Source organism: Hyphomicrobium sp., assembly GCF_047600905.1.
Taxonomy (GTDB): domain Bacteria; phylum Pseudomonadota; class Alphaproteobacteria; order Rhizobiales; family Hyphomicrobiaceae; genus Hyphomicrobium_B.
The window spans coordinates 2,662,453-2,684,174 of record NZ_JASGKD010000001.1; the positions used below are offsets into that span (position 1 = coordinate 2,662,453).

At 61.4% G+C, this 21,722-nt stretch carries 18 protein-coding genes and 2 pseudogenes; 9 read left to right on the top strand and 11 right to left on the bottom strand.

Annotated elements, in window-relative coordinates; genetic code table 11:
* Positions 1-76: 76 nt before the first annotated feature.
* Positions 77-1,231, top strand: coding sequence for a ribonuclease D (rnd, locus tag QM780_RS12740; protein WP_415070829.1), 1,155 nt, complete (start codon positions 77-79; stop codon positions 1,229-1,231).
* 422 nt (positions 1,232-1,653) lie between these two features.
* Here the strand turns inward: rnd and QM780_RS12745 are convergent, their stop codons facing one another.
* The 7 genes and pseudogenes from QM780_RS12745 to QM780_RS12775 all read right to left on the bottom strand — a co-directional run bounded on the left by QM780_RS12745 (position 1,654) and on the right by QM780_RS12775 (position 10,210).
* Positions 1,654-2,586 (bottom strand): DnaJ C-terminal domain-containing protein, encoded by a 933-nt coding sequence (locus QM780_RS12745; RefSeq protein ID WP_415070830.1) that lies wholly within the window; start codon positions 2,584-2,586, stop codon positions 1,654-1,656.
* A 40-nt stretch (positions 2,587-2,626) separates the two neighbouring features.
* Positions 2,627-4,048 carry an exopolyphosphatase gene (locus QM780_RS12750; protein ID WP_415070831.1) on the bottom strand — a complete coding sequence of 474 codons (1,422 nt, stop codon included), beginning with the start codon at positions 4,046-4,048 and terminating at the stop codon, positions 2,627-2,629.
* Between the two features lie 168 nt (positions 4,049-4,216).
* Positions 4,217-6,385 carry an RNA degradosome polyphosphate kinase gene (locus QM780_RS12755; RefSeq protein ID WP_415070832.1) on the bottom strand — a complete coding sequence of 723 codons (2,169 nt, stop codon included), beginning with the start codon at positions 6,383-6,385 and terminating at the stop codon, positions 4,217-4,219.
* Positions 6,386-7,152: 767 nt separating this feature from the next.
* Entirely contained in the window at positions 7,153-7,458 is a 306-nt protein-coding gene (locus QM780_RS12760) for an AI-2E family transporter (RefSeq protein ID WP_415072040.1), read from the bottom strand.
* Between the two features lie 28 nt (positions 7,459-7,486).
* Positions 7,487-8,296: pseudogene (locus QM780_RS12765) on the bottom strand (AI-2E family transporter); the annotation flags it as partial.
* Positions 8,297-8,308: 12 nt separating this feature from the next.
* Positions 8,309-8,863, bottom strand: coding sequence for a CDP-alcohol phosphatidyltransferase family protein (locus QM780_RS12770; protein ID WP_415070833.1), 555 nt, complete (start codon positions 8,861-8,863; stop codon positions 8,309-8,311).
* Between the two features lie 204 nt (positions 8,864-9,067).
* Positions 9,068-10,210, bottom strand: a complete 1,143-nt coding sequence (locus QM780_RS12775) for a DUF2066 domain-containing protein (RefSeq protein ID WP_415070834.1) — start codon at positions 10,208-10,210, stop codon at positions 9,068-9,070.
* Between the two features lie 231 nt (positions 10,211-10,441).
* On the opposite strand from QM780_RS12775, the gene purM reads away from it, so the two are divergent.
* Positions 10,442-11,578, top strand: a complete 1,137-nt coding sequence (gene purM, locus QM780_RS12780) for a phosphoribosylformylglycinamidine cyclo-ligase (protein WP_415070835.1) — start codon at positions 10,442-10,444, stop codon at positions 11,576-11,578.
* 3 nt (positions 11,579-11,581) lie between these two features.
* Here the strand turns inward: purM and QM780_RS12785 are convergent, their stop codons facing one another.
* Positions 11,582-12,184, bottom strand: coding sequence for a TetR/AcrR family transcriptional regulator (locus QM780_RS12785; protein WP_415070836.1), 603 nt, complete (start codon positions 12,182-12,184; stop codon positions 11,582-11,584).
* A 98-nt stretch (positions 12,185-12,282) separates the two neighbouring features.
* On the opposite strand from QM780_RS12785, the gene QM780_RS12790 reads away from it, so the two are divergent.
* Complete coding sequence (locus tag QM780_RS12790) at positions 12,283-13,134, top strand: N-acyl homoserine lactonase family protein (protein ID WP_415070837.1); 852 nt, start codon at positions 12,283-12,285, stop codon at positions 13,132-13,134.
* On the opposite strand, the gene QM780_RS12795 is transcribed toward QM780_RS12790, so the two are convergent.
* Positions 13,135-14,955, bottom strand: coding sequence for a methanol/ethanol family PQQ-dependent dehydrogenase (locus tag QM780_RS12795; RefSeq protein ID WP_415070838.1), 1,821 nt, complete (start codon positions 14,953-14,955; stop codon positions 13,135-13,137).
* A 244-nt stretch (positions 14,956-15,199) separates the two neighbouring features.
* Here QM780_RS12795 and QM780_RS12800 point away from each other — a divergent pair, with 244 nt between their 5' ends.
* The 3 genes and pseudogenes from QM780_RS12800 (at position 15,200) to QM780_RS12810 (ending at position 16,738) form a co-directional block, all read left to right on the top strand.
* A complete protein-coding gene (locus QM780_RS12800) occupies positions 15,200-15,445 on the top strand; it encodes a hypothetical protein (protein ID WP_415070839.1) in 246 nt (81 codons plus the stop codon).
* A gap of 188 nt (positions 15,446-15,633) precedes the next feature.
* Positions 15,634-15,909, top strand: a pseudogene (locus tag QM780_RS12805) (glycosyltransferase); the annotation flags it as partial.
* 130 nt (positions 15,910-16,039) lie between these two features.
* Positions 16,040-16,738 carry a glycosyltransferase gene (locus tag QM780_RS12810; protein ID WP_415070840.1) on the top strand — a complete coding sequence of 233 codons (699 nt, stop codon included), beginning with the start codon at positions 16,040-16,042 and terminating at the stop codon, positions 16,736-16,738.
* A gap of 56 nt (positions 16,739-16,794) precedes the next feature.
* On the opposite strand, the gene QM780_RS12815 is transcribed toward QM780_RS12810, so the two are convergent.
* Positions 16,795-17,163 (bottom strand): hypothetical protein, encoded by a 369-nt coding sequence (locus tag QM780_RS12815; RefSeq protein ID WP_415070841.1) that lies wholly within the window; start codon positions 17,161-17,163, stop codon positions 16,795-16,797.
* A gap of 121 nt (positions 17,164-17,284) precedes the next feature.
* Positions 17,285-18,592 carry a glycosyltransferase gene (locus QM780_RS12820; protein ID WP_415070842.1) on the bottom strand — a complete coding sequence of 436 codons (1,308 nt, stop codon included), beginning with the start codon at positions 18,590-18,592 and terminating at the stop codon, positions 17,285-17,287.
* 228 nt (positions 18,593-18,820) lie between these two features.
* Between QM780_RS12820 and purN the strand changes: the two genes are divergently transcribed.
* From purN to QM780_RS12835, 3 genes are all read left to right on the top strand, one after another.
* Complete coding sequence (purN, locus tag QM780_RS12825; RefSeq protein WP_415070843.1) at positions 18,821-19,474, top strand: phosphoribosylglycinamide formyltransferase; 654 nt, start codon at positions 18,821-18,823, stop codon at positions 19,472-19,474.
* A gap of 195 nt (positions 19,475-19,669) precedes the next feature.
* A complete protein-coding gene (locus QM780_RS12830) occupies positions 19,670-21,031 on the top strand; it encodes a cytochrome P450 (protein ID WP_415070844.1) in 1,362 nt (453 codons plus the stop codon).
* A gap of 402 nt (positions 21,032-21,433) precedes the next feature.
* Complete coding sequence (locus tag QM780_RS12835; RefSeq protein WP_415070845.1) at positions 21,434-21,628, top strand: hypothetical protein; 195 nt, start codon at positions 21,434-21,436, stop codon at positions 21,626-21,628.
* Positions 21,629-21,722 lie beyond the last annotated feature (94 nt).

Below are 21,722 nucleotides of genomic sequence, written 5' to 3' on the forward strand. Positions count from 1 at the left end.
CGCCGAATTGCCCATTCGCTCCGCGACCAAGCTGATGGCGACAAGGCAAAGTCCATGCGCTATAGGCGTTGCCCTGATGCGAATGATCACGACCACGTCCGAGCTGTCGGCACTTTGCGATGTGCTGGCGAAAAGTGAATATGTTGCCGTCGACACCGAATTTCTGCGCGAGCAGACGTTCTGGCCGTTGCTGTGCCTCATCCAGCTTGCAGGCCCCGAGGCCGAAGCGGTCGTCGATCCGTTGAGCCCCGGCATCGATCTTGCGCCATTCTACAAGCTGATGGCGGACACCTCGACTGTGAAGGTATTTCACGCGGCGCGGCAAGACATCGAAATCGTCTATCTCAAATCGGAGATCGTGCCGACGCCTGTGTTCGACACGCAGGTCGCGGCGATGGTCTGCGGCTATGGCGACAGCATCAGCTACGTGAACCTCGTCAAGAAGACGACCGGCGCCGATCTCGATAAAAGCTCGCGCTTCACGGACTGGAGCCGCAGGCCGCTTTCGGACAAGCAGCTCGATTACGCGCTCGCCGACGTGACGCATCTGCGCGACGTCTATGGACGCCTCAAGCAGACGCTCGAAAAGACCGGGCGGACACCGTGGCTGCAGGAAGAAATGGAGGTGCTGATCAGCCCCTCCACATACGACGCCAAGCCGGAGAATGCCTGGCAGCGGCTGAAACTGCGCGTTAAAGGCCGCAAGTCTCTGTCGGTGTTGATCGAGCTTGCGGCGTGGCGGGAGCGGCTGGCGCAACAGCTCGATGTTCCGCGCGGACGCGTGCTGCGCGACGACGCGCTTTACGATATCGCCAATCAGATGCCCGCCAGCGCCGAAGCGCTCGGCCAGCTGCGGACGCTTTCCGACGGCTTTGCGCGCTCGCAGCGGGCGAAAGAGATCATAGACGTCGTGAAGGCCGGTCTCGCGCGCGATCCCAAATCGCTGCCGAAGATCGAGCGCAGCGAGGCGCTGTCGGCAGAAGCGAGCGCTACGCTGGAGCTTCTCAAGGTGCTTTTGAAAGCGGCCGCCGCGGAGCATGGCGTGGCGCCTCGCATCATCGCGGACAGCGACGATCTCGAACAGCTCGCGACGTCGGACGAGGCCGACATTCTGGCGCTGCAAGGCTGGCGGCGGACGCTGTTCGGGGAGGCGGCGCTGAAGCTCAAGCGCGGGGAGCTGGCCCTGACGCTCGTCAACGGCGAAGTTCGCGCGGTGCCTGCGGCGCGGTGATGATTGGCCTCTCTCCAAGGGGAGAGGAAAAGAGGTGGCCGCCAAATCAGGCGACACACTCCGTCATGCCGACGAAGGTCGGCACCCAGGCAAGTTTACGCATAACCGATTTTGCAGTTTGGCTGGATCCGGGCCTTCGCCGGGATGACGTTCAGGATTAGGCAGCGGCTCCTATTGGACAAAGCTCTCAGCTTGTCGTCCTCGTGCGAAGCGCGGGCGGTGCCTGCGGCGCGGTAATAACTTTTTCCGTCATGGCCGCGCAGGCGGCCATCTCCGGCAAGTCCGAAGCGGGGTATGGGGTCAATCTCGCCCACTTTGCCTCGTAATCCGTCGAAAGCCGTTATTCTTGGCTAAGCGTTGATGGCCGCCTGCGCGGCCATGACGTGCGGAGGGCTCGAGCCGATGAGCGTCGAGCGTTCGACTTACTTCCTGCCCGGATCGTAGGCGTGCTTCTGGCGCCATTCGGAGAAGAAGTACGACAGGCTGTCGTCGATCTCGGACGGCATGACGATCCTGATGGTGACGAGCTGATCGCCGACGTGGCCGCCCTTGCCGCGGGCGCCCTTGCCCTTCAGCCGAAAGGTCTTGCCGGAACTCGTGCCCTTGGGCAGCGTCAGCTGCACGCGGCCCGACGGCGTTGGAACCTCGACACGGCCGCCGAGAACGGCTTCGTCGAGCGTCACAGGCAGATCGAGCAAAATGTCGTCGCCGTCGCGTTTGAAATCGGGATGCGGTCGGACCCGGATTTCGACCAACGCGTCGCCCGCTTCGGAGCCGACGCTCCCGGGTGCGCCTTTGCCCTTGAGACGCAGAACCTGTCCGTCGGTCACGCCCTCGGGGACATTGAGATCCAACACGCCGCCGTCCGGTAATGTCACGCGCTTCTTCGTGCCTTGGACGGATTCGAGGAAATCGACCTCCAGCGAATAGCGAACGTCCTGGCCGCGCGATGCGAAGCCGTGGGCGTCGCGGCGGGACCTCGCGCCCGCGGCGCCGAAAACGTCTGAGAAGATGTCGGAAAAACTGAAGTCGTCGAAGCCAGCTCCAGCGCCGGCCCTGCCCTCGAAACCTCGAGCGCCGAACGGGCCTTGCCGTCCGGCCCCGGCCCGGCTCCATTGCGGACGGCGCGGGTCACCCTTGGCGTCGATTTCGCCGGCGTCGTATTGGCGGCGTTTCTCCGGGTCGCTCAGAATATCGTTAGCAGCGGTGATCTTCTTGAAGCGCTCGGCGGCGCCCGCATTGCCGGGATTGACGTCGGGATGGTTGGCTTTGGCAAGCTTGCGGAATGCGCTCCGTATGTCATCCTCCGTCGCCCCGCGCGGTACGCCGAGAATGTCGTAGAGATCTTCCGCCATGGAGGCTGTCTTCACCTTGAGGACCTTGTTGCCGAGATTATCAGAATTCGTTGCGACGCAAGCGAGGCGTACTGCCTCTCAACCGCAAAATCGGACTTCCGCCCTCTTGCCAACCAATTCGGCCAGAACTCCGAAATCGGCGCCGGAGCCGTTCCCCGTCGAGGGCCGCATAGGCGGGCGGCAGGGTCAGGACGAGGACGCCGTTTTCGTAGCTCAGGGGCGTCTGGTCGATGACGCCCGCCATGCCTATCGAGAGCATATGGGCAGCCCGGATGGCGGCGCCAACGATCCTCGCCCGGCGCTGAACGCGCTTGCTGACAAGGCTGCGCAGGCGGTCGGAAAGACCGGCGCCGTCATTTTCGGACGTCTCGTGGCGGTAGAAAACCGAAAGCGCCAGGAAGATGCGGCCCGGATGGTCGACGCCAGCAAGTCCGGCGTGCGAAATGGTATTGATGGCCTGCTCGCCCCGGTAGTCTGGGTGACCGCGCCAACCGACGTCGGACAAAAGGCAGGCGGCATGGCGGAGGCGTCGTTCCTCGGCCGTCTCTTCGAGCGCCGGGTCGGAAAAGAGCTTGTCCGTCCAGGCGCACAGCTCGTAGGCATGCTCGACTGAGCGGGAGCGCAGCGCGGCGTAATCCTCGCAAAAGCAGATGAGCGGATCGCGCGCCCGCTCATAAGGCGGCAAGAGGCTGTAGATCAGTCCTTCGCGGATGCCGAACACGGAAAACACGACCTGACGTGGCTCCATCTGGCGCAGCAGACGTTCGAGCACCAAGGCGCCGAACGGCAGAACCTCGCGGCGGGCTCGCGCCACGCCGCTGATGCCGGGAAGGTCGAGCGGCTTCTTGACCTTGCGAAACTGTTCGCAGAGGTCGAGAGCTTCGCGCGTGGTCAGGCGGTAGCCCTGCATCACACGCAGGGGATAGTCGACGCGATCCATTTGCATTTTGGCGAGCGCGCGCCATGTGCCGCCGACGGCATAAAAAGTTCGTCCCGCGCCATTTCTGATCCACGGCAGACTTGCCAATGCGTTGTCGACGATTTCGACGGCACGCTCGATCTTGTTGCCGGTGGTGTCGATCAGGCGCAGCCCGCCGAGCGGGAGGGTCGCGGCGTCGTTCAGACGATCCTGGGCAAGATCGATCACTTCGAGGCTGCCGCCGCCGAGATCGCCGGCGACACCGTCGGCATCGATGAAACCCATCATGATGCCTTGCGCCGCCAAGCGGGCTTCCGTCTCGCCAGACAGAATGTCGATCCTGGTGCCGATCGCGCGTTCGCCGCGCTCGATGAAGTCGCGGCCGTTCTGGGCGTCGCGCACCGCAGCGGTGGCGATGACGCGAATGTTCTTCACACTCAGAATGCGGGCGATGACCTTGAAGCGCGCCAGCGCCGCAAGCGCGCGTTCGACGGCTTCGAGGCCGAGAACTCCCGGTCGTCGCGACCGAACGGCCGAGACCACAAAGTATCTTCTCGTTGAAGACCGGCGTCGGCGCGCGGACAGCGCCTTCATAGACGACGAGGCGCACGGAGTTGGAGCCGATATCGACAACGCCGATAGGCTCCATTTCGGCGGTACGCTCGTTTGCGCCCGAGAGTTCCTTCCATCGTGTCATTCAAGCTCCCGGGCCTAGCCGGGCTGGCGGAAACGCTGCGGGAAGCTCTCTTTCAGAGATTGCCCGCGACCCGAAAGCGAAGGATTGGTCATGAAATATTTATGGGCATTGAAGGCTTCCTCCCCCGGACCCGGTTGCACCCGGGTCGCGCTGCCGTCGGAATTGATCCGCCAGCTCTGTTGATTGTCTTTCAGGTTCGCAACCATGATCTGATTGAGCACTTGCTCATGCACTGTCGGGTTGTTCACCGGCGCCATGGCTTCGACGCGACGGTCAAGATTTCTCGGCATCATATCGGCGGAGCTGATGTAGACGGCGGCTTTGGGGGAAGGCAAGGCCTCTCCGTTCGCGAAGCAGTAAATGCGCGAGTGTTCAAGAAAGCGGCCGACGATGCTTTTGACGCGAATGTTGCTTGAAAGACCCGGAATCCCGGGGCGCAGGCAGCAGATGCCGCGGACGACGAGGTCGATCGGGACACCGGCATTGCTGGCGTCATAAAGCGCGGAGATGATCTGCGCATCGACGAGGGCGTTCATTTTCCACCAGATGCCGGAGGGCTTCCCGGCCTTGGCGTTCCTGATCTCCTGGGCGATGTGCGTCATGATGCGGTTGCGAATGCCGTGCGGACTGGCGGCCATGCATTCGAGTTCGACGGGTTCGCCGTAGCCCGTCACGAAGTTCAGGATGCGGGTGACGTCGCGAGCCACCATCGGATCGGTCGTGAAAAGCGAGAGGTCGGTATAAACGCGCGCGGTCTGCGGGTGGTAGTTGCCGGTGCCGATGTGACAGTAGGTCGTCAGGTCGGTGCCTTCTCGGCGGACGACCAGCCCGAGCTTGGCGTGGGTCTTCAATTCGGTGAAGCCGTAGACGACATGCACGCCCGCGCTTTCAAGATCGCGCGCCCAGCGGATGTTGGCTGCTTCGTCGAACCGGGCTTTCAGTTCGACGACTGCGGTCACCGATTTACCGGCCTCGACCGCCTCCTTCAGCGCCTGAATGATCGGGCTGTCGCGCGAGGTGCGGTAGAGCGTCCATTTGATCGCCATCACATTCGGATCGGCGACAGCCTGGCGCAGATACTGCACGACGACGTCGAAGCTCTCGTACGGGTGATGAACGATGATGTCCTTGTTGCGGATGGCGGCGAAGCAATCGCCCGAAAATTCCCGGATGCGTTCAGGGAAGCGGATCGCGAAAGGCTTGAAAATAAGATCGGGACGATCCGGGACGATAAGCTGCGAGGTGTCGGCCATCGCCAGGATGCCTTCCTTGACGAAAATGCTTTCGTCGCGCACCTCGAGTTCTTCGATGACGAACTTGCGCAGCTTTTCGTGCATGCGCGAATCGATCTCGAGCCGGATGACGTTGCCGCGGCGGCGTCGCTTCAGCTGGCTTTCATACGACCGGACGAGATCTTCGGCTTCTTCCTGAAACTCGATGTCGCTGTCGCGCAGGACGCGGAACGTACCCTGGCTCTTGATTTCGAAACCGGAGAACAGCTCGGTCAGGAACATGCCGATGACGTTCTCGAGCTGAATGAAGCGGACGGTTTTCGGTTTATCAGGGTTGGTTTCGAGGCGGATGAAGCGTTCGAGCTGGCCCGGAATCGGGATCAGGCCGTTCATGGTTTTGCCGTCCATCGGCCGCACCATTTCGACGGCAATGGTCATCGCCTTGTTGAGGATGAACGGAAACGGATGCGCCGGGTCGGCGGCGATCGGCGTCAAAATCGGGAAGATATGGGTGAGGAACAGCTTTTCGAGCCAGGCGCGTTCGCTGTCGGTGACGTCCTCGGGCTGCAGCACAAGCAGCCCGGCCGCCGTCATCTCGTCCTTGATGCGCAGCCAATTGGCCTGCTCGTCGGCGACGAGCGTGGTCGCGAACTTGTTGATGGCCGCGAGCTGCTGCATCGGCGTCATGCCGTCTTGTGACAGCGTCGAGACGCCGGCGCGGATCTGGCCGTAAACGCCGGCGGCGCGCACCATGTAGAATTCGTCGAGGTTGGCGGCGGCGATCGAGAGGAAACGAAGCCGTTCGAGCAGAGGGTGCTGCTGGTTCGCCGCCTCTTCCAGGACGCGGCGGTTGAACTGGAGCCATGACAACTCGCGATTGTAGAAGCGGTCCGGCCCTTGCGGGACGGGCTCGACATCTACCTTGCTGCTTCTGCTTTTCGCGGTTGCCATGGTGGGGAAATGCTCCGAAGGCCGGACTTGAAATCCATATAGTAGGTTTACACCCAAATGACGAATGGGTGCCTTAAAGCGATTTTATAGGCTGATTCAATAGCCGAGAGCGTCGAGCGTGGCAGCGGCGACGGCACGCGTCACGCGGCGCTGGAGGGCGAGCGCGCGCCGGTCGGCCGCAGCCACGAAGCGCTCGGCCGCCAGCATCGATCGCTCCATGCGGACGAGAACGTAGTCAACCAGTTGCGGCTCGACGCTCAACTGACGGTCGGCGAACAGCTTGACAAGAACCGCGCGCAGAAGGGCATCGTCGGGCGGCTCGATGGTGGCAAAAGGCAGGGCCTTGAGCCGGGAGCGGAAGTCGGGAAGTGCGATCGGAAGATCGCCCGGCGCGCGATCGGTCGTCAGCAGGATCTGCAGGCGCTGCTCGCGCACGAGATTGAGAAGGTGGAAGAGGGCGGCTTCATCGCCCGTGTCCTGAATATCCTCGATCAGGACGGCGCCGCGTGCGGCGATCTCGGGCACCGTCTCACGCGAGATAGCGGACGCTTCGAACGACTTCGCTCCCGCTTTCGTCATCCAGACATTCGCCAGATGGGTTTTGCCGCTGCCCCTGGGCCCGACGATCACGGCAGCGCCGATCGGCCAGTCGGGCCAGCGATCGACGAGATTCACTGCGGCGGCGTTGGACTCGGAGACAAGAAAATCCTCAAGCCCCATTGCGGCGCGATGGGGTAGTTCGAAGACGAGCTGCTCTGGCCTTGTGATCATGGAAGCGATTGTTGCGGGTCCTTCGGTGCGGCTTCGACCTCGCCCTTGTAAACGGAGGAGGCGAGATAAGTGCGCAATGCGAAGCGTACGATCACGCCGATTGCGGCGGAAACCGGCACGGCGACGAGAAGGCCCAGAAATCCGAACAGATAGCTGAAGGTCAACAACGCAAATATAACCCAGACAGGGTGCAGGCCGACTTCGGCGCCGATGATATAGGGGCTGAGGATGGCAGAACTCGAGCGCTTGGCCGCCGAGAAGAATGCCGGCGATGACCAGGATCGGCGTGAACTCGGGCCAATACTGGACGAAGGCGATGAACATGGCGACGATGGCGCCGATCGACCATCCGAAGACCGGGATGAAGGCTCCTAATCCTGTCGCGACACCGACCAGCAAGCCGTAATCCAGGCCGATCAGGCTGTATGCGGTGGCATAGTAGATCGCGAGCAGAATGCAGACGACGCCCTGGCCGCGAATGAAGGCGGAGATGCGTGAGTCAATTTCGCGGGCGAGGGCGCGAATCTGATCGGCTTCGTCACGCGGCAGCCAGGAATCGATTTTTGCAACGATCTTCGGCCAGTCGAGAAGCGCGTACAAAAAGACGAGCGGCGTGATGAGGACGACGGTGAAGAAATTGTACGCCGCCGATCCTTGATTCCAGACGCCCTGGGCGATGCTCGCAAGCAAGGTCGGTACGAGCGAGCTGAAGGAATCGAGGGCGCTCCGCACGGTGGCTTCGGCCTCAGGGTATCGCTGCCCGAGACGATCGCGCGCAGTCGTCTCGATCAATGCCTTAAGGCGATCGATTTCGCGCGGGGCAGCTTCGAGCAGGCCGGCCGACTGCTGCAGCAGGATCGGGACGACGAAGACGAGCGCCAAGATGATGGCGAAGGTCAAGACAGCGAAGAGCAGGACAGTTGCGACCGGACGCGGCACACCGATCCGAACCATCGCATCGACAACGGGATTGAGGAAGTAGGCGAGCGTCAAGCCGATCACGAACGGCAGAAGCACCGGCGCTATCATCTGGACGATGTAGGCGAAGAGTAACGCCGTCGCCGTCCAAAACAGCGCGTGCCGCTCGAAATGCATGGACAGCGATCCTCTCCCAATGGCCAAACCCCAGAAGGGCAACATGGCCGCAAATGCTCAGCTTTTCGAGCCGGGAGTTTCGTACACCGTCATGTGACGCAGCCATACGCGCAAATAAGCAACGAGAGAGCCGATCGTCGTGGCAGCGGCAATCAAGGTCAGCAGTTGCACCGGCCCCTTCAGCTTCAGCGCAAACGCCTCGTCGGCCAACACGGTTCCTGCCAGCACGATCTGCGCAACAGTGTTCATCTTGCTGATCGCGAGCGGCTTCATCGGGGTCGGGTGGTCGAGCAGCCAGGAAAGCACGACCGCGATGACGATCAACACGTCGCGCGAGACGACCAGGATGACCAGCCAAGACGGCAGCCTTCCGGTTACGCCGAGGGCGACGAAGATGCAGACGATCAGCAGTTTATCGGCGATCGGATCGAGATAGGCGCCGAGTTCGGTTTCCCAGTTGAAGCGCTTGGCCAGAAAGCCGTCGACCGCGTCCGATATGCCGGCGACAACGAAAGCGAGAAAAGCCGCCTGAAGCTCGCCCGTCAGCAAAAGCCAGAAAACCACGGGTACGAGGATGACTCGACCGAGCGTAATTAGATTTGGAATGCTCACGCCGACTGTGTCCCCGTATCTCCCTATCGTGCGCCAGGCGTCGATCGAGAATTGCCCGAGCGCGGCGACCCTAGCCTCTGGATGTTTACTTCGTCGAGAACATCCTCCTTTGCGCTGCGGCAAAAGCCCGATGTGGAACGGGAGCATTTCACAGCGCCACGACAATGGAATGGCCGTCGCGACTTGCTATTTGTCTATTGTTAATCAGCGGTTTATGTGAAGGGTCCACCCCGTGGAGGCGTTCACCATCGTCAGACCGTGGGCGCTGAGCGCACTTGCGAGGCTTCTGGGCCCGCCGGGGTATTTGAGCGAGATATCGGCGCTGTTGCCGGAGACCGAGCCGATATTCAACGCATCGACGCCCGGCAGATCGAGAAGTTGTGCCCGCATCTGATCCCACTCGTCGTTGTTATCGAATTCAGCGACGAACTTCACGTCCTCTCCGCTGCCGCCGGTCGAAGCTTCCCAGACGGGGCTGCCGGACGAAGGCGCCGTGGCGGCCTCCTCAACGGTTCCGGATTTGATCGCCTTCCAGCGCCCTTCGAGAATTCCGAGCGAGATGACGGCCGCAAGCTGCGAAGTGTAATCGAGGTCGTTATCGGAAATGCGATAGGTCCTCTTGAGAAGCAAACCGCCAACGGAGTCGCTGCCGACGAGCGTTACATTGAGCTTCTTTGCGGCCATGTCGGGCTCGGCAATCGCAAGGATGATCAAGCCCGCGCCATATTCGGTTTTCAGCTTCTGCAAGGCGGTGTCTTGCCCGGCGACGAGCGCGTTGACCGTATCGGTATCGATCGAAGGCTTCAGATCCTTGATGTCGATTGGCGTGATCGTGTGCGCGAGATCCAAGCCCGACCAGGCCCGGCGCCAAAGACCTCTATCGTTGCTCGCGGCCGGCGGATTTCCCTGCAGCAGCACGGTGACGACCGTCAGCGGCGGGGCCTGCTGATCGACGAACGGTATGCCTTGCGATGAAAGCAAAGAGCGAATGGCATCCGGATCGAAGGAGTAATCGAGGCTGGCGTAATAGGCGGTAGAGGAATTGCGCTCGGAGCGCACCGAGATACCTGAGACGAGGTCCGCGATCTTCATGCCTTGGACGCGCGCCAGTTGCTTGTACGCCGTCACCGGCACAAGTCGCTTCAACAGCGAGCGGAATGCGGCCTGCTGGCCGTCCGCCATGGCCTGCTCCTTGGCTGCGACGGCGTTGGCGGCGGTGGCTTCGACCGGGTAATTCCCAACCGTGAAAGGCGCATCTGAATCGGCGGCGGCGGGCGCGACATGAACGGCGACCAGAAGTCCCATCGATAGCAGAACGACAATGGCGAGGCCGCGGCTTGCGAGCACCGTTAATCCCCTGTTTTTTCCCGTTTCGCGCCGTTATTCAGGCGGGTGCCGGGGTGCCCCCTCGGAACCGGCCGGTGAGCGTTTCGTTGCTCTCTGGTCCGGTCGCTGCTACGACCCCCATGACGGGTTGGCAATGGGGCAAAAGTGAGTTTAACGAAGCTTCCCCGGTGCGCGGTCTCAAGGCTGCTCACCCCGATCTATTCCAAACATTGCAGACGATGACGAGGATTGATGTCCGCGGCTGACGAAAAATCGCAGAAATCCATCACCTATGCCGACGCGGGTGTCGATATCGACGCAGGAAATGCCCTCGTCGCGGCGATCAAACCGTTGGCCAAGGCGACGAGCCGTCCGGGCGCAGATGTGGACCTCGGCGGGTTCGGCGGCCTTTTCGATCTGAAGCGGACCGGGTTTCGCGATCCGATCCTGGTGGCGGCCAACGACGGCGTCGGGACAAAGCTCAAGATCGCGATCGATACCAGGCGGCATTCGACCATCGGCATCGACCTCGTCGCGATGTGCGTCAACGATCTTGTCGTGCAGGGCGCCGAGCCGCTTTTCTTTCTCGATTATTTCGCGGTCGGAAAGCTTGACGTCGATGTCGCGCGCGAAGTGATCGCGGGAATCGCGGAGGGCTGCCGCGATGCGGGTTGCGCGCTGATCGGCGGCGAGACGGCGGAGATGCCGGGTGTCTATAAGGGTGGAGACTACGATCTTGCCGGATTTTCGGTTGGCGCAGTGGAGCGCGACGAAATCCTGCCGCGTGCCGATGTTTCTGTCGGCGATATTCTGATCGGTCTCAAGTCATCGGGCGTGCATTCGAACGGCTATAGCCTGGTGCGCAAGCTCGTCGAGCACGCGAAGCTCGGATGGGACGCGCCGGCGCCATTCGCGCATTCGGGCGAGCAGAGCGTCGCTGAAGCGCTGCTGACGCCGACACGGATTTACGTCAAGCCGCTGCTCGCTGCGATCCGCGCGACCGGCGGCTCGGGATCGAAAGGCGCCATAAAAGCCTTGTCGCACATCACCGGCGGCGGGCTGTCGGAAAATCTGCCACGCGTGATGCCTAAAGATGTGGCGGCGCGTATCGATCTGTCGTCTTTTTCGGCGCCGTCGGTGTTTGAATGGCTGGCGAAGGCGGGGAACATCGCGGATGCGGAACTGCTGCGGACGTTCAACTGCGGCGTCGGCATGATTGCGGTCGTATCGAAGGCGCGTGCGGCGGACGTCATCTCGGCACTGCAAACTGCGGGCGAAGAGCCGATCGTCATCGGCGACGTCATTCCGCCGACCGGTGAGAAATCGGAAGCCAAAGGCAAGGGCGAAGCCTGGGCTGTGAAGTACCACGGCAAGCTTCGTTTCGGCTGATCGTTATTTCCCGGCCTTGGCCAAGGCGCTAACGCCGCGGCCGATCGCGTCCGGCTCGACGTCTCCCAAGACCGCGCTTTGCGCCACGAACCCCATTGTGGTCGCGAGCAACGCTTTGGAAACATCATCGGGATCGGCCGTGGCATCGATGACGCCATCGCGCTGCCAGGCCATCGCGACCGCCTTGAGCTGATCACGGAACGCGACGTAGAACGGACGCATCGTCGTGAGCAGAGGCGCGTTATGCTGCGCCTCGCTCCAGCCAAGCAGAGCGATGCGTTTCAGGTCGAAGCCGTCGCGCGCGGTGAAGCTCGAAATTGCTGATGTCAGCTCACGAAGCAGCACGTTCGGCGGTGATGGCGGACGCCGCGCCAGAAGCGGCCCGATCTCCTCGGCGACCCCCGTCATCGACGTCATCAGCGCCGAGATGATCAGGTCGTCCTTGTTCTTGAAATACCCGTAGACCGCGCCTGCAGAGAGGCCCGACGCCTCGATGATGTTGTCCATCGTGGTCGGATGCAGCCCTTTCCGCTCGAAACATTTCCAAGCCGCGTCAAGGATTTGGGCGCGGCGGGCGGCGCGCTTCTCGGGAGAGATTTTGGCCATGCTTGAAATTAAAACGAACGCTCGTTCTTGACAAGGGCCGATCACCTGGATAAAAGAACGAACGATCGTTCTTTTTTAATTTGTGGGGAGTTGAAGTCATGATCCGGGTGACGGCAATCGAGACTGGCAAGGCGCGCATGAAGTCGGCGCAGAAGACGGGCCGAGACGGCCGCGGCGCGCTCGGGCGGAAGATCGATATTTTTCGCGACAGGAGCTGGGTCGAGCCGCTGCCGATCCTGTCGTTCCTGATCGAGCACCCGGAAGGGCGATTTCTGGTCGATACCGGCGACACGTGGCGCAACTCGGTTCCGGGCTACCTGCCGCGCTGGAATCCGTTTTTCACGAAAGAGGTTTCAATCCGCGTTGCGCCGCTGGAAGAAATCGGACCGCGATTGCAGGCCATGAACATCGACCCGGCGCGGGATATTGCGGCTGTGATCCTCACGCACTGCCACCACGATCATACCGGAGGTCTGGATCATTTCCCGCATACGCGGATCATCGCGCCGCGCGAAAATTATGAGGACTCACGCGGCCTCAAAGGCATGATGATGGGATGCCTGCCGCAACGCTGGCCGATCTGGTTCAAGCCGGAGCTCGTCGATTTGGACGGGCCGCCGATCGGGCCATTTGCGGAATCGCATGCGATCACGAAGGATCGCCGCATCTTGCTGGTGCCAACGCCTGGCCATGCAAAGGGGCACGTCTCGGTGATCGTGCGCGGCGAAGACGTTACGTATTTTCTGGCAGGTGACGCCACATATACCGAAGAAAACCTGCGCGCTGAAAAAGCCGACGGCGTCACCAACGATCCGGCACTTTCGGTGGCGACACTCAAAGCGATCAAACGTTTCGCGTCGAGCGAGCCGACGATCGTCCTGCCTGCGCATGATCCTGAAGGACCCGCGCGCCTCGCGACGCGCCGGGTGTTCGCGGCGGAAGCGGCGTGATCACGGCAAAGCGAAGACGGTCAGCGTACCGCCGAGGCTGGTGTAATTCGATAATGACGAAAAGCCGCCGACTGCGCCGGAGCCGTCTTCGGGATCTGTCAGGCCGGCGGCTAGACCAATGCCCGCCCATCCTCCGACACCTGAGAGCACGGCGACGTATTGCTTGCCGTCGTGCATATAGGTCATCGGATTGCCGACGATGCCGGACGGGGTCTTGAATTTGAAAAGCTCCTTGCCGGTCTTTTGATCAACCGCTTTCAGGTCGCCTTCGAGCGTACCGTAGAAAACGATGCCACCTGCGGTCGTCAGCGGGCCGGACCAAACGGCAAAACGCTCCGGCTTCGACCAGACAATTTTGCCGGTGGCGCCGTCCCAGGCGATGAAGGCGCCGGTATCGCCGTTGGCGGAAGGCGCGGGAAACATCGTCAAGGTTGCGCCGACATAGGGCTGGCCGACCTGATAGGAGACCTTGAACACTTCCATATCCATGCAGAGGCGCGTGACCGGCACATAGAACAGGCCGGTGAGCGGCGAATACGACGCCGGCTGCTGATTTTTCGCACCCATCGACGACGGACAAATGCCTTTGGTCACATCATCGGTGCCGGTTTGGAGCGGCGAGAATTTCTTGTTCAGGACGGGGCGGCCATATTGCGGATCGTTGCGGTCGGTGACGATCTTTGATGCCCAATTGACGTCAGTGTCGAACTTATCGGCAACGAGCAAATCGCCGGTAACGCGATCCAACGTGTAGCCGAAACCGTTGCGATCGAAATGCGTCAGGGCTTTGTGCTTGAAGCCGTCGATCTCGATGTCTGTCAGGATCGGCTCGTTGATGCCGTCATAGTCCCACTCGTCGAACGGCGTCATCTGATAGACCCACTTCGCCATGCCGGTATCGACATTGCGGGCGAAGATCGTCTGAGACCATTTCTGATCGATGCGCTTGCCGCCGGGGCCCGCGCGCTGCACCGGATTCCAGGTCGAGGGATTGCCGGAGCCGTAGTAGATCAGATTGAGGTCGGGGTCGTAGGCCATGTAGCCCCAGATGGGTCCGCCGCCGATCTTCCATTGGTCGCCGTTCCAGGTCTTGAGCGAAGAGTCCTTGCCGACCGGCTTGCCGAGCGACGTGGTCTTTTCCGGATTGATCAGAATATCTTCGTCGGGCCCCATCGAATACGCGCGCCAGACCTTGCGGCCGGAATTCAGGTCATACGCCGTGATGTAGCCGCGAACTCCGAACTCGCCGCCTGAAACGCCGACGATGACCTTATCCTTGACGATGAGAGGAGCGCCGGTGCCCGACGCGCCGGTCTTGGGATCATCGTCCTTCGTCTTCCAGACCTCAGTGCCGGTTTTGGCGTCGAGGGCGATGAGAGACGTGTCGGCGGTGTGGACCAGGATCTTGCCTTCGGCGTACTGCACGCCGCGATCGACCGTGTCGCAGCACATGACGGCGATGGCGAAGGGGTCCTGCTTCGGCTGATACTTCCAGAGAATCTTCTCCTCGTGTGCGAGATCGAGCGCCATGACGGTGTTGGGGAACGGCGTCACGAGATACATGACGTTTCCGATGACAAGAGGGCCGCCCTCGTGACCGCGCAGCACTCCGGTCGAGAACGTCCAGGCGACCTTCAACTCGCCAACATTGGAGGTGTTGATCTGATCAAGCTCCGAATACCGGTGTCCGCTGTAATCGCCGGATTGGATCACCCAGTTCGCAGGATCATTGGCGAGCGATTGGACGTCCTGATTGGCTTCCGCCGGCGTTGCGAGGCCGAGGATCGCGAGAACGACCGCCAAGCCCAGTTCGATCTTCATTCCATCCTCCGTACGGGCGCATCGCTGTTGCCGACGCGCCAGACGAGCTTGCGGCGGTACCAGACCTTCCCGAGATCGTGATTGAAACGCGGCAAGCTGAAGCGCCGGCGGCATCAGGCCGGAAAATCCGCTGATGCTCGGGGCGTACATTAACACATTGAAATCCTTGGGCCCGTTGACTGCCATGGAACTGAAAAATTCGGAGCTTAGTGAGCGCCCTCAAAAACGATTTGGGAGGAACCACATGGCGGCCAGCGCGGACGGCTTCGTGGTCGGGGACATCATCGAGATCAAATACCGGGTGCCGCAGTTCGCAGTCGATGACCGGCCACCGGTTACAGCCAGCGAACGCTGGGTCATGGCCGAGATCATCCACCAGGACGAGGATTCGCTGCCGATGGCCCGCTTGGCGGACGGCCAAGTGACCGATATCCGCGCCTACATGACGTGGCGGCTCGTGGCCAGGGCGGCGGAGAGGCGCTTCGGCTGACCGCCGTTAAGTCTGACCGACATTAAAATTGCGGTTGCGGCTGCATTTCAGAACGACTGTCACACAATCGATAAGCGGCGGCGTCAGAAGCGATCTCATGCGCCGTTCAAGAGATTCGAAAGCGCGTTCCATCAGGCGATTTGGCCTCTCGGATCTCCGAGATCGCGCGCCATTTGCGAGGTAGCGTGATGCGGATCTTCATCGCCACCGACGCCTGGAGGCCGCAGGTCAACGGCGTCGTCCGCACCTACGAGAACCTGAAGCGCGAACTCGAAGCCGCCGGTCATGCCGTGACGATCCTGTCGCCGCTCGACTTCGCGACGCTTCCCTGTCCCGGCTATCGCGAAATCCGGCTGGCGTTGGCGCGGCGGTCGCAGGTCGCAGCGCTGCTCAAAAAGGGCAATTACGATCACGTTCATATCGCGACGGAAGGGCCGATCGGCCTCGCGAACTCGAGGCGTTTGCCTGAGACAGGGCATTCATTTCACCACATCATTCCACACGCGCTTTCCCGAGTACATCGAGGCTTACACCGGCCTGCCAGCCTGGATCAGCTATGCGTTTCAGCGCTGGTTCCATCGTCCGGCTATCGGCATGTTCGTGGCAACGCCATCGCTCAAGGCGGAGCTTTCGCGGCGTGGTTTCAGGCGGCTGATGCTCTGGTCGCGCGGGGTCGATACGGCGCAGTTCAGACCGCATCAGAAGCCGACACATGGCGAGGACACAACGGCGCGTTGCGAGCCGATTTTTTTGTATGTCGGCCGGGTGTCGCGCGAGAAGAACGTAGAGGCGTTCCTAAATCTCGATCTGCCTGGGCGGAAAGTCGTTGTCGGAGACGGGCCGATCCTTGGCTATTTGAGGCGGCAATATCCCGACGCGATCTTCAAAGGCGCGAAGACCGGGGAAGATCTGGCGCGGGAATATGCAAATGCCGACGTGTTCGTGTTTCCGAGCCGCACCGACACGTTCGGGCTCGTGCTGCTGGAGGCCATGGCGTCGGGTCTCGGCGTCGCCGCCTATCCGGTGACGGGTCCGATCGACGTTGTCACGCCCGGTGTCACCGGTTGCCTCGATGAAGATCTGCGCGCGGCTGCGCTGGCGGCCCTAAAGCTCGATCGCGACCAGGTTCGGGTGCAGGCGATGCGGCACGACTGGTCGCGCGTTGCCAGTCTTTTTATTGCGAACATCTATCAGGCGCGGCGGGCGACCGGGTTCGGGAAGCGTCTCATCAAGGTGAGAGCGCTGAAGTCGATGGCGATCAAGCCAAGAGCGACGGCGCGGCCGATCAGCTAGCGGGAAATAAAAAAGCCGGAGCGATGCCCCGGCTTCTTTTGGCGTTTGTCCGTTCATCAACGGCGATCGTCGAAGTCGCCGAGACGATTGAAGCAATCTTGAAGGCCCTGCGTCCGGAAGAGCTGGTCGCGCGCCAAGTCGGCGCGGCGCGCCCATCGGCACCAGCGAAAATGGTTAGCGGCATCCGTGTCCCACTGCGGACCGCGAAGACCGCAACGATAGCGGACATTCGCATCGGCCTGAACTTGCGCGATACGGGCGTAAACTTCGCAACTCGCGCGCTTGCCTTCCACATCGCCGCGACGGTCATCCTTGCCGAAGCGGAATGAGAACCCGCGGTCGTCGAGCCGAAGCGTTTGCGAGGCCGCAACTCCGGCGGTTCCGGCAATCATGATGGCTGCGAGTATCACCCTTGAACTGAGCATGTATCCTCCTCGGTATGTTTTCTTCGAGAGGGGATACTCAGCGAATATGGCCTGACTGTTACGTCAACAAGGTTTCATTCGAGAACAAAGTTCACTCGACGGTGCCGGTCGGGCGACGGGTTCAGGCGGCGACCACGCTCGTTGGGGCGACGGGCTTGGCGGCGCCTTGAGGACCGCCGATGATGCGCTCGATGATCTTGACGGCGCGCGAAGTACCGTCCTCCTGCTGCATAATCCGGCCGATTTCTGCAGCCTTCAGTGCATAGGACGGGTTGGTCGCGAGATCGCGGATACGCTCCGTGAGCAGGTCCAAAGTCCAGTCCTGAATCGGAAGCTGGTCGGGTCCGGCGCCGAGTTCGAAGACACGGCGGCCCCAATACTTTTGATCCATCATGAACGGACCCACGAAATTCGGACGCCCGGCGCGGAGGGCTGACGATGTCGTGCCCAGTCCGCCATGATGGACGACCGCGCTTACCTCGCGGAACAGTTTGTCGTGCGGCACGAACTGATCGATGAGGTGGAAATTGTCCGAGAGCGTCAGGCGATCGAACTCGCCGCGGCCTTTGCTCAGAACCGCGCGCTGCCCAGCCGCCTCGCACGCCCGCAGGATCATTTCCGACCGCTCAAGGCCGAGGGCGGGCATACTGCCGAAGCCGATGTAGATGGGGCGCGGTCCGGCTGCGAGAAATTCGGCGAGCTTTCCGGTCGGCCGCCATGAGGACGGCTCGTCGCGGAACCAGTAACCGGTGAAATAGATCTCGTCGCCTTCCTCGTTCGGGCGCGGCTGCAGCACGGGACTGACCGGATAAAGCACCGGCGCGCGCTTGCCGTCGATGTAATGGGGGTGTTTCAGCCAGAACGAGCGACGCATTCCGAATTGCTTGCGGATATCGTTGATCACATCGGAATAGGCGAGACGTTGCAACGAGAGGGTTTTGTAACCGTACTTGTTCCAAACCGGAATGCCGGTGCCGGGGATGACGGAGAGAAGATTTTGGGCGGACGGCGAGACTGATCCGAGGCCGACCATGATTGAGGGAATGCGCCGGGCTTCACCGATTTCGCGCGCGACTGAAATGACGGGGTGGAAGATCATCGCGTCGGCGTCGGCAGTCGCGGCAACGGAATCGCGCAGGATGCTCTCGAACAGGGCGCGCATCTCGGGTCCTGGGCTCAGCCACTTCTTGACCGTCACCAGCGTGTGGGCGCCGGCAATCTCTGCCATCTCGCCCTCTTTCATGAACTTGGAGAAATCGGTGCCGCAGCGGCGCGCCTCGAGGCCCTTGCTGCGGACATAGTCCATGAAGTCTTCGGGCGCGGCGAGGCTGACTTCGTAGCCCGCTTCCTTGAGGGCCAGTCCAAGCGCAGTCATAGGGCCGACGTCGCCCAAAGTGCCAACGGTGAGAAGGGAAATCCGACGTGCCATTTCGATCCAAGACTGCAGATGACAGCCCGCTCGCGACGGAAGCGCCGCTGACGGATCAGTCGCGAATTCCTGCGATCGTGGCCCCCGATCCCCGTGACCATGCGATAGGTGAGACACTGCCGCAACAAAGGTTCTCAACCATGGCTAACGAAAGGGTGCGGCTCGTGGCCCCCGTGTCTCACCCCAGATGCACTCGCGCATCGCAGGCCACTCTGCTAGATGCCAGACATGGGCAAAAAGAAACGAACCGCCATTCTGATTTCGGGCCGAGGCTCGAACATGCGCTCGCTCGTCGAAGCGGCGCGCGCAGACGATTATCCGGCTGAGATCGTGCTCGTCGGCTCGAACAGGCCGAACGCGGCGGGCGTCGCGTGGGCGGTTGAACATGGTCTCTCCACGGTCGTTATCGACCACAAAAGCTACGGCTCGCGCGCCGACTTCGAGCGGGCGCTGCAATCGGCACTCGATTCCCACGGCGTCGAGCTTATTGCCCTTGCAGGCTTCATGCGGCTGATGACGCCCGAGTTCGTCGAGCACTGGCGCGACCGGATGATCAACATCCACCCGTCGCTGCTGCCGAGCTTCAAGGGGCTCAATACCCACGAACAGGCGATCGCGGCCGGAGTGAAGATCGCGGGCTGCACCGTCCACTATGTCCGTCCGGAAATGGATGCCGGTCCGATCATCGCGCAGGCGGCCGTGCCGGTGCTGTCGCGTGATACTGCGGACACACTTGCGGCCCGCATCCTCAAAGTGGAACACCGGGTTTACCCAGCCGCCTTAAGACTTGTCGCCGCAGGCAAGGCGGCCTGCGTTGATGAAAAAGTTATTATATCTTCGGAAGTTATGGAGACAGGCGGGCTGTTCTCCCCTACGATCTGACCCACAGCGTCATTTACCGGTTACCTTGCGCTGGCCGTCGCATGGACAGGCACCCCCCGAACCATGGTATTTCTGTGGCTTCCGGAGAGGGAGATCCGGGCGATTTGAAGTGCAGCGCGCAGCCCATGGTGGCGCCCTAAGTGCCGACACGGCTGACACGCGCACCGCTCGTCCGGTCCCGAATGGAGAATGCCTATGGAAACGACCCCCAGCCACACCCTGGGACTCGGAGAAGAATCCAGCATCTGGTTCAACCTGACGCCGCTGTTGCGCGGCGATCCGGACAACCCGATGCGCATTCTGATGCAGATGATGGACCGCTATGGTCCGGTGCTGCCGGTCAACATGGCGAACCAGCGCGTCGTGCTCATTTCGGAGCCCGAATATTTCAAGCACGTCCTGGTGACGAAGGCAGACAACTACATCAAGTATTTCGACGGACTGAAGCCGATCTTCGGCAAGTCGATGATCACGAACGACGGCGCGCTGTGGCAGAAGATCCGGATGCCGCAGCAGCCGGCATTCCATCCCGACATGTTCGCCGAATACATTCCCTACTTCCTGCGCGCGATCGACGCCAAGACGAAGCTTTGGGCGGAACTGGCGAAGACCGGCGAAACGTTCGAAATGGTCGAGCAGACCTGGACGCTCGCGGCCGACATGATCTGCAAGGCGCTGTTCGATCGCGACATGCCGTTCAATCCGCACGTCGTGTTCAAGTGCGTAAAGACCTACACCGATGTCATGAACCATCGCGATATCCGTTTGCGCAGGCAGGCGGGCGAAGTGTTCGAGATGACGGAAGAAGATCCGGCCAAGGCGATGGAAGTCTGGGCGAGCGTGCCGCCGGCCGTGATGGGCGCGGACCCGCGTGAAATGCGCGAGCGCACGCTGCTGAAAATGATCGAGGCGACGGTCGCCGATCCATCTGTTCCCGAATTCGACCGGCAGCAGGCGATCGACGAATTGAAGCAATACTTATGGGCCGGCACCGAGACGACGGCTTTGACGCTTGCCTGGGCGCTTTACGAGACGTCACGGCGGCCGGAAGCGGCAGAACGCATTCGGCGCGAAGGCGAAGAAGTCTACGGCGATCGCGAGCCGACGGCGGCGGATTATTCCGGCCTCGCCTACACGCGCGCGGTCATCCAGGAGACGATGCGCATTTATCCGCCGGTTTGGAGCCTCATTCGTATCGCCGCGGCCGAGGATGAAATCGGCGGCGTCAAGATCAACCCGGGCGACCGGGTGTCGATCTTCAGCTATGGCGCGCACCACAATCCGAAATTCTGGCCGGAGCCGGAATCGTTCCAGCCCGAGCGATGGATGGCGGGCAACGCCAAGAAGCAGGTGAAGTACAGCTACATTCCGTTCGGTGCGGGCAAGCGCTCCTGCATCGGCGGAGCGATGAGCCAGGTCGAGAATACGCTGGCGCTGTCGCTGCTGCTTCGCCGCTTCCGTCCGGAATATGTCGGCAAGGATCCGGCCGGGCTCAACGCGACGGTGACGCTGACGCCGAAGGGCGGCCTCAAATTCAAGATCCACGAACTGAGCTGACGCTCGCCGCGAGCGAATTGACGTCGAAATGCAAAATGGCCGGGAGATCGTCTCGGCCATTTCTTTTTTCCGAATTTTTCCGCCGGATTTGCACTCAAGACGCGCGCGTAACATCGCGTTACTCAATTTGATTCTTTGATCGCAAATGCCATCCGCAATGTTTTCCACAGGCAATATCGCGCCGCGATAGGGGCCTTTGCGTTCGGCAAATACTCACAAAAGCGCAAAACGAGGTTGTAGAGGGCTCGCATATGCGAGAGGGGCGGGTATCCAAAGCCGGTTAAGGCTGTCATAGTCTCGGCATGTTAAGGATTTAATAGGGAATTCTGGATGTCACTTCCCCCCGTGACGTTCAGACACAGCGCAAAGTCCCCCGTTCCAAACTCCAGGAGGCCCTCAACCATGGAGTCCGTGAGAACAGTCGTACTTGGGAAGCCCGTCTTTTTGCTGACGGGAGCGAAACGGCGCAAGTCCAAAGAGAATGCGCAAGCCGCCTTCGATGTCGAGGCGCCAGAAAAACTGCTGGAAACAGCACGCCGCAATCCGGATGCCGTCGCGTTCGGATTCGTGGCGGGAAGCTGGGTCGCGGCCGCCTAACAGGCCGTCTGCCGTCCGGATCAGCGGATGCGTCCGACAGCGCATCTTAGGCTCCCGGACGAAGCGCCGAGAGGGCACGCCCGGCAAAATCCGG

What these genes read in the sequence shown, in the direction of transcription:
- rnd (WP_415070829.1), top strand. Translation starts at nt 77, where the DNA reads ATGCGAATGATCACGACCACGTCCGAGCTGTCGGCACTTTGCGATGTG.
- QM780_RS12745 (WP_415070830.1), bottom strand. Translation starts at nt 2,586, where the DNA reads ATGGCGGAAGATCTCTACGACATTCTCGGCGTACCGCGCGGGGCGACG.
- QM780_RS12755 (WP_415070832.1), bottom strand. Translation starts at nt 6,385, where the DNA reads ATGGCAACCGCGAAAAGCAGAAGCAGCAAGGTAGATGTCGAGCCCGTC.
- purM (WP_415070835.1), top strand. Translation starts at nt 10,442, where the DNA reads ATGTCCGCGGCTGACGAAAAATCGCAGAAATCCATCACCTATGCCGAC.
- QM780_RS12785 (WP_415070836.1), bottom strand. Translation starts at nt 12,184, where the DNA reads ATGGCCAAAATCTCTCCCGAGAAGCGCGCCGCCCGCCGCGCCCAAATC.
- QM780_RS12790 (WP_415070837.1), top strand. Translation starts at nt 12,283, where the DNA reads ATGATCCGGGTGACGGCAATCGAGACTGGCAAGGCGCGCATGAAGTCG.
- QM780_RS12795 (WP_415070838.1), bottom strand. Translation starts at nt 14,955, where the DNA reads ATGAAGATCGAACTGGGCTTGGCGGTCGTTCTCGCGATCCTCGGCCTC.
- QM780_RS12800 (WP_415070839.1), top strand. Translation starts at nt 15,200, where the DNA reads ATGGCGGCCAGCGCGGACGGCTTCGTGGTCGGGGACATCATCGAGATC.
- QM780_RS12810 (WP_415070840.1), top strand. Translation starts at nt 16,040, where the DNA reads ATGTTCGTGGCAACGCCATCGCTCAAGGCGGAGCTTTCGCGGCGTGGT.
- QM780_RS12815 (WP_415070841.1), bottom strand. Translation starts at nt 17,163, where the DNA reads ATGCTCAGTTCAAGGGTGATACTCGCAGCCATCATGATTGCCGGAACC.
- QM780_RS12820 (WP_415070842.1), bottom strand. Translation starts at nt 18,592, where the DNA reads ATGGCACGTCGGATTTCCCTTCTCACCGTTGGCACTTTGGGCGACGTC.
- purN (WP_415070843.1), top strand. Translation starts at nt 18,821, where the DNA reads ATGGGCAAAAAGAAACGAACCGCCATTCTGATTTCGGGCCGAGGCTCG.
- QM780_RS12830 (WP_415070844.1), top strand. Translation starts at nt 19,670, where the DNA reads ATGGAAACGACCCCCAGCCACACCCTGGGACTCGGAGAAGAATCCAGC.
- QM780_RS12835 (WP_415070845.1), top strand. Translation starts at nt 21,434, where the DNA reads ATGGAGTCCGTGAGAACAGTCGTACTTGGGAAGCCCGTCTTTTTGCTG.